Source organism: Pseudomonas sp. K5002 (assembly GCF_013386655.1).
Taxonomy (GTDB): Bacteria; Pseudomonadota; Gammaproteobacteria; order Pseudomonadales; family Pseudomonadaceae; genus Aquipseudomonas.
Map to the genome: position 1 here is coordinate 1 of NZ_JACARK010000037.1, position 7,080 is coordinate 7,080.

The window sequence follows — 7,080 nt, forward strand, 5'->3', positions numbered from 1 at the left end:
GATGATCGAGCGGGAAAACGGCGAGAAGTCGGCGTTCTCCCTGGCCTCGGCGCCCCACGCCGGGCGCGAGCTGGAATTGCACGTGCTGGCCCGGGAAGACAGCGCCCGCAGCCTGCTGGAGCAGTTGCAGCGCAACCAGATGGCACGCATCGAAATGCCGTTTGGCGACACCCACCTGGCGGAACTGCCCGACGGGCCGCTGGTGCTGATCGCCGCCGGCACCGGCATGGCCCAGATGCATAGCCTGATCGAACACTGTCGCGCCAGTGGCTTCAAGCACCCGGTGCATCTGTATTGGGGGGTACGTCGACCGGAAGACTTCTACGACATCGAGCACTGGGACCAGTGGCTGCAACTGCCCAACCTGTTCCTGCACAAAGTGGTCAGCGACCTGTGTGGCTGGGAAGGGCGCTGCGGGCTGTTGCATGAAGCGGTGTGCGAAGACATCAGCGACCTCAAGGCCGTGCATGTCTACGCCAGCGGTTCACCGGCGATGATCTACGGCACCCTGGATGCGCTGGTCGAGGCCGGCATGGATGCACACCAGATGCGTGCTGACGTATTTGCCTACGCACCCCGCCCTTAACGTGTGGCGAGGGTGCTTGCTCCCGCTGGGCTGCGCAGCGGCCCCGAAACAGTCGCTGGGTTCTATCTTTAAGATCGCATGAACTTCAGGGCCGCTTCGCGACCCAGCGGGAGCAAGCTCCCTCGCCACAGAAGCCTTTCAGCGGCTCGATCAGAAACGAACGCCCGTGGTCACCATCGCCGCATTGAACCCGAGCAACACCAGTTCGGCGGCGACCGGCCCGTAGTGAGTGCCCACCGAGGGGATGATCACCGGCGCCACCCCCAGTCCATTCAGCGGAATCTTGTCGCGGTACTTGCCGCGATAGCCCTGGATCACACCCCCTGTCAGCTTCAAGTACACCGGGTAATCGGGCATGTCATAGCGTTTGCCGGCATAGGCGTAGTACGAACGCTGGCTGAACGAGTTGCGAAACGTCGCCCCGCCATACACCAGGCCTGACGCTTCATTGCGCTCCAGGCCGATCAGGTCCTGGTTGTTGTTGTGGTCCTTGTCCGGCGCAAAATGCCGGGTGTAGACGCTCGTCTGGGCATACCAGAAGCCTTTTTCGTCCTGGGTCGGCACTTCCGCCGCCAGGGCGGTGGTGGCCTGTGCCAGGAACAACAGGCTGGGCAGTCGGTATTTCATGGAGTGACCTCGGTAGTCGATTCGGTTGGCGGCCAGGTGGGTCGTGACAGGCGCCTATTTTGAAGGCTCAGCGTGCCCCCAGGCTGAACCTGCGCTGAAACTACAGGGATTGAGGCAGCCAATCCTGATGAGCGGAGCGGCCTGGGCTTATGCATTCGCTTATTCTTTAAAGGTATTTAATTTGTTACATAAATATCATTAAGCTATATGCCAACGGACTACCGACTTTCTGCCAATAACCAATAAATGACCGCCACCGTCCGCCACACGGATCGATCGTACGAGCTCAGAGCATTGACGTTCTGGCTTTTGATTCCAAGGGGAGCGGTATGGGGAGCAACAAGCAGCACCTGCTGTACACGGCGATTTTGTCGGCTAATTTGCTGACCGCTGTGGGATTCAGTCCAGTGGCATCCGCCGAAACGGCCACTGCCGATGTACCCAAACTCGATACAGTCATTGTCACCGGCACCCGCGCCCAAGAGCGCACCGCCAGTGCCTCGTTGTCACCTATCGATGTGATTTCCGGCGACACCTTGCGCAGCACCGGCTCTGATGAGTTGGGCGCGGTGTTGGCCCGATTGATTCCTTCCATCAACTTTCCACGCCCGAGCCTGGTAGACGGTGCCGAACTGGTGCGCCCGGCGCAGCTGCGTGGCCTGTCACCGGACCAGGTGTTGGTGCTGGTCAACGGCAAGCGCCGCCACACCAGTGCCTTCGTCAATCTCGGCGGTGCGGTTGGGCGTGGCTCGGCGCCGGCGGATTTGAATGCGATCCCGTTGTCGGCGGTCGACCATATCGAGGTGCTGCGTGACGGCGCATCGGCCCGCTACGGCTCCGATGCGATTGCCGGGGTGATCAACGTGATCCTCAAGCATGACGACCACGGCGGCTCGATCACCAGCAAGTTTGGTGAGTACAAGAAGGGCGACGGTATCCAGCGCAACCTCAGCGGCAACACCGGTGTGGCACTGGGCGATAACGGGTTTATCAACATCTCTGCCGAAGGCGCCGACAACGATTACACCAACCGCGCCGGCAAGGACCTGCGTCCGGGCAGCGTTGGTTCGACGACCTACGGCCAGCGGGTGTTCCGCCAGGGCGAGCCGGCCACTGACCAGGGCAAGCTGTTTCTCAACTCGGAATATTCCTTCAGCGATGCGGCCGAGTTCTATGCGTTTGGCGGCTACAGCAAGACCCGCGGCGAGACGGCGGCGTTCTACCGGGCCAGTAACGCGAGCAACAACATTCCTGCGCTCAACCCCAATGGTTACCTGCCGTTGATTCGCGGTGACGTGGAAGACACGTCCCTGGCGGTCGGCCTGCGCGGCTTGTTGGCCTATGACTGGCACTACGATGTGTCGGTCAACTACGGCAAGAACCAGTACCAGATCGGTACCGAAACCATCAACACCTCGCTGGGCCTGGCCACGCCGCGCAAGTTCGACAATGGCACGTTGGTCAATGACCAGAAGCAACTCAGCCTGGACCTGTCGCGGGAATTCAGCCTGGGCTGGTTGCCGTATCCGGTGTCGGTGGCGTTTGGCGGCGAATACCTGGACCAGGGTTACCAGATCAAGGCGGGCGACCCGGCGTCCTACTACCAGACCGGCAGCTCGGGCCTGGGCGGCTTCCGTGATTCCGACGCCGGCACCAGCACGCGCCACAACTGGGCGCAGTACCTGGACCTGGAAACCAACTTCACCGAAAAACTCAGTGCCTCCGCCGCCGTGCGTCACGAGGACTACAGTGATTTTGGCTCCAACGTCAGCGGCTCGCTCTCGGCGCGCTACGACTTCACCCCGCAAGTGGCCTTGCGCGGCAGTGTATCCAACGGTTTCCGTGCGCCGTCCCTGGCACAGCAAAACTTCGCCTACACCTCGTCGCAACTGATCGGCAACACCATCCAGGAAGCCGGCACCTTCCCGGCCAACAGCCAGGTGGCGCGCCTGCTCGGCGCTGAAGACCTGAAAGCCGAGAAGTCCCGCAACTACAGTCTCGGCCTGGTGCTGGAGCCGACCGACAACCTGACCGTGACCGCCGATGTCTACCGTATCGACATCAGCGACCGCATCAGCCTGTCCTCCAACCTGGACCTGAGCAAGAACCCGGCTGCGCTCGCGTATCTGCAGGCCAATGGCGTGGGCAACATCAACTACACCACCGTGCGCTACTTCACCAACGCCACCGACACCACCACCAATGGCGTCGACCTGGTGGCCAACTATCGCTACCAACTGGACAACGGTGTGCGCTGGAACAGCACCGTGGGCTACAACTACAACCACACCAAGGTCACCGACGTAAAAGCCAACCCGTCCGTACTGGATAGCCTGGGCGCGAGCCTGGTTCGGGTGGACCGTCGCGAGCGCATCGGCCTGCTGGGCGATACCACGCCACAGCACAAGCTGAGCCTGGGCAACGACCTGAGTTACGGCAACTGGGCGCTGCACAGTAATTTGGTGCGCTATGGTTCATTCACCAGCTACCAGGCCGACCCGACCAACGACCAGAGCTTCAAGGCCGCCTGGCTGTTGGACCTGTCAGCCGACTACAAGCTGAAAAACTGGACCTTCACCGTTGGCGGCGACAACGTCACCGACAAATACCCGGAAAAACTCAATGCCTACGCCAGCAGTGGTGGCAATTTGGCCTATAGCACTTTTTCGCCGTACGGTTACAGCGGCGCGTTCTATTACGGTAAAGTTGCTTACAACTGGTAACAGCTTCTCGTAACAACAAAGGAGACCTAAGCGATCTGCCATGACCGCCATTGAATCTGATCTTTTGCAATTGGCTTACCCTCCGCGGCTCGATCTGGGGCCGCAACTCACTCACGAACAGTTGATGAGCTCGATGCAAGCCACCATGGCGCTGCACAAGGGTGGGCCGGTCTGGCTATTCGCTTACGGTTCGCTGATCTGGCGGCCTGAATGTTCGTCGACACAGCGGATGCGGGCGCGGGTCCACGGTTATCACCGGGGCTTGTACCTGTGGTCCCATGAGCACCGGGGCACGCCGGAAATACCGGGGTTGGTGTTTGGCCTGGATCGCGGCGGCTCGTGCAGCGGGTTTGCCTACCGCTTGCCGGAAGATCAACTGGAGGCCTCGCTGTATGCCCTGTGGCAGCGCGAGATGCCGTATCCCTCGTACCGGCCGCACTGGCTCAGCTGTCGTCTGGAAGATGGCAGCCAGGTGCAGGCATTGGGATTTGTCCTGGAACGGCACCTGCCCAGTTATGCCGGCAATTTGCCCGACATCGTGCTGAATCACGTGTTGCAAAGCGCTTGCGGGCGTTACGGCACTACGCGCGATTATGTCGAGCAGACCGTCAACGCCCTGCGTAGCCACGCCATGCCAGACAAGAATCTGGAGGCGCGGCTCAAGCGGTGTTCCAAAGGCTGTTCCGACGATTAACGTGCGGCACTGACGCTATTGGTGTGCCACAAGGTGGGGATCAGGAACGCGATGGCCAGCAGGCACGCGCCGATCAGCAACACGAAACCACCGTCCCAACCGAAATGGTCAACGGTGTAGCCCATGGCCGCACTCGCTGCCACTGAACCACCCAGGTAACCGAACAGGCCCGTGAAGCCCGCTGCAGTACCGGCGGCTTTCTTCGGTGCCAGCTCCAGCGCCTGCAGGCCGATCAGCATCACCGGACCGTAGATCAGGAAGCCGATGGAGAACAGCGCGATCATGTCGATCATCGGGTTGCCCGGCGGGTTGAGCCAGTAAACCAGGGTCGCCACGGTGACCAGGCCCATGAACACAATGCCGGTCAGGCCACGGTTGCCACGGAAGATCTTGTCCGACATCCAGCCGCACAGCAGCGTGCCCGGAATGCCCGCCCACTCGTAGAAGAAGTACGCCCACGAGGTTTTATCCACGTCGAAGTGCTTGGCTTCCTTGAGGTACGTCGGTGCCCAGTCCAGCACGCCGTAGCGCAGCAGGTAGACGAAGACGTTGGCGAAGGCGATGTACCAGAGCATTTTGTTGCGCAGCACGTACTTGACGAAGATTTCCTTGGCGCTGAATTCGTCCTCGTGGCTGGCGTCGTAGCCTTCCGGGTAGTCGTTCTTGTATTGCTCGATGGGCGGCAGGCCCACCGATTGCGGGGTGTCGCGCATGGTGATGAAGGCAAATGCCGCCACCAGCAGGGCCACGGTAGCCGGGACGTAGAACGCCGCGTGCCAGTCGTTGAACCAGGCCATGCCCAGCAGGAACAGCGGGCCGATCAAGCCGCCGCCGACGTTATGCGCCACGTTCCATACGGAAACCACACCGCCACGTTCTTTCTGCGACCACCAGTGCACCATGGTCCGCCCACTTGGCGGCCAGCCCATGCCCTGGGCCCAGCCGTTGATGAACAGCAGAATGAACATCATGGTCACGCTGGAGGTAGCCCAAGGTGCGAAACCGAAAATGAACATCACCCCGGCGGACACCAACAGGCCGAAGGGCAGGAAGTAGCGCGGGTTGGAGCGGTCGGACACCAGGCCCATGAGGAACTTGGACAGGCCGTAGGCAATTGCGATCGCCGACATTGCCAGGCCCAGCTGGCCACGGGTGTAACCCTCGTCGATCAGGTACGGCATGGCCAGGGAGAAGTTCTTGCGCAGCAGGTAGTACCCGGCGTAACCGAAGAAAATACCGGCGAAGATCTGCCAGCGCAGGCGTCGGTACGTGCTGTCTATTTTTTCTTCAGGCAGGGGCGCCTGATGTGCGGCAGGACGGAAGAAAGCAAACATTCAAGAGCTCCAGATTTCTTGTTTTGACTGCGGATGCGAATGTTACAGTTTCGTTACCGAAAATAGCACCGCCTCTTATCTGCGGGCATAGGAATTGAGTGCAATTGCATGTTCTTTTACGAACATGTCGCTTAGAGGCAAGTGAGGGACGTTTTCAGGAGGGGATGCCAAGAAGCTGTGGTGAGGGAGCAAGCTCCCTCACCACAGGCAGTGATTCGGTTCAGTTGCCGTTGGCGGCTGCGATATCACCCGGAAGCAGGTGTTCCTGGATCTTCTGGCTGCGGGATTCCACCAGTTGACCCTGGTCGTCGAAGCGCAACACGATCAGCCAGTCATACACATTTTCCGGCCATTTCTTCATCCCGGTCAGCGCCGCGCCGTCACCGCCGAAGGCCTCGATCAACTTGTCGATATGCCCGTGATGCCAGGCGATCAACACGGTCTGCGCCTGGTTGGACTTGCGCAGGGACTTCACCAGCTTGCCGACTTGATCGTCTGAGTAGGGTGTTTCAAGCGGGAGCTGCAGGCGCTGGGCCAGGGGTGTCAGGGTCAGGCGCGGGCGAGAGCTTTCCTTGCTGTCGCTGGTAGCGATCAGCCGCTGGGGCACCACGGAGATGCCGTTCAACAGCAGCGGGTCGAAATAGCTGGCGTAGGCCGCCGCCCGCTGTTCGCCCTTGGGGCTCAGCAACGGACCTTCATCGGGTTTTTCCGCATGGCGCACGATCAGCACCGTCACGTTGTTCAGCCCGCGTACATCCTTGCCCTCTTTATGGGCAAAGGCGTGAGCCGACACCATCATCAACAACCCCAGAAACAGCGCGCGCAGCGGTGTGACCATTATTCATTCCTGCCAGTGAGTGAGTGCCTCGGCCGATCATGGGCCCAGGCACTCCGCGGACAAAATGAAACAATAGTCAGCGTAGCTGCACCACGACCTTGCCCACAGCCTTGCGCTGGCCGAGGTCGTTGATCGCCTGCGCCGCCTGCTCCAGCGGGTACACCTGGGACACCAGCGGCTTCAACTTGCCCTCGGCGAACCAGCCGAACAGTTGCTGGAAGTTGGCGGCATTGTCCTGCGGCTGGCGCTGGGCGAACGACCCCCAGAACACCCCGACC

6 protein-coding genes and 1 pseudogene are annotated in these 7,080 nt (G+C 60.7%); 3 read left to right on the forward strand and 4 right to left on the reverse strand.

Going from position 1 to position 7,080, the window contains the following annotated elements; translation table 11 throughout:
* Window positions 1-586: pseudogene (locus HX846_RS01860) on the forward strand (CDP-6-deoxy-delta-3,4-glucoseen reductase); the annotation flags it as partial.
* Between the two features lie 150 nt (window positions 587-736).
* Here HX846_RS01860 and HX846_RS01865 read toward each other — a convergent pair.
* Window positions 737-1,213 (reverse strand): hypothetical protein, encoded by a 477-nt coding sequence (locus tag HX846_RS01865; RefSeq protein WP_003213979.1) that lies wholly within the window; start codon window positions 1,211-1,213, stop codon window positions 737-739.
* Window positions 1,214-1,542: 329 nt separating this feature from the next.
* On the opposite strand from HX846_RS01865, the gene HX846_RS01870 reads away from it, so the two are divergent.
* Both HX846_RS01870 and HX846_RS01875 read left to right on the forward strand, forming a co-directional pair.
* A complete protein-coding gene (locus HX846_RS01870) occupies window positions 1,543-3,936 on the forward strand; it encodes a TonB-dependent siderophore receptor (protein WP_178964848.1) in 2,394 nt (797 codons plus the stop codon).
* A 40-nt stretch (window positions 3,937-3,976) separates the two neighbouring features.
* Window positions 3,977-4,630 carry a gamma-glutamylcyclotransferase gene (locus HX846_RS01875; protein WP_003213974.1) on the forward strand — a complete coding sequence of 218 codons (654 nt, stop codon included), beginning with the start codon at window positions 3,977-3,979 and terminating at the stop codon, window positions 4,628-4,630.
* On the opposite strand, the gene glpT is transcribed toward HX846_RS01875, so the two are convergent.
* From glpT to HX846_RS01890, 3 genes are all read right to left on the reverse strand, one after another.
* Window positions 4,627-5,964, reverse strand: a complete 1,338-nt coding sequence (glpT, locus tag HX846_RS01880) for a glycerol-3-phosphate transporter (protein ID WP_003213972.1) — start codon at window positions 5,962-5,964, stop codon at window positions 4,627-4,629. The genes HX846_RS01875 and glpT overlap by 4 nt on opposite strands.
* A gap of 220 nt (window positions 5,965-6,184) precedes the next feature.
* Window positions 6,185-6,802, reverse strand: coding sequence for a flagellar basal body-associated protein FliL (locus HX846_RS01885; protein WP_008438881.1), 618 nt, complete (start codon window positions 6,800-6,802; stop codon window positions 6,185-6,187).
* A gap of 76 nt (window positions 6,803-6,878) precedes the next feature.
* Window positions 6,879-7,080, reverse strand: a 202-nt coding sequence (locus HX846_RS01890; protein WP_178964849.1) for a zinc-binding dehydrogenase, incomplete at its 5' end; no start/stop codon positions are given.

Coding starts and splice junctions, on each gene's coding strand:
- HX846_RS01865 (WP_003213979.1), bottom strand. CDS start 1,213: ATGAAATACCGACTGCCCAGCCTGTTGTTCCTGGCACAGGCCACCACC.
- HX846_RS01870 (WP_178964848.1), top strand. CDS start 1,543: ATGGGGAGCAACAAGCAGCACCTGCTGTACACGGCGATTTTGTCGGCT.
- HX846_RS01875 (WP_003213974.1), top strand. CDS start 3,977: ATGACCGCCATTGAATCTGATCTTTTGCAATTGGCTTACCCTCCGCGG.
- glpT (WP_003213972.1), bottom strand. CDS start 5,964: ATGTTTGCTTTCTTCCGTCCTGCCGCACATCAGGCGCCCCTGCCTGAA.
- HX846_RS01885 (WP_008438881.1), bottom strand. CDS start 6,802: ATGGTCACACCGCTGCGCGCGCTGTTTCTGGGGTTGTTGATGATGGTG.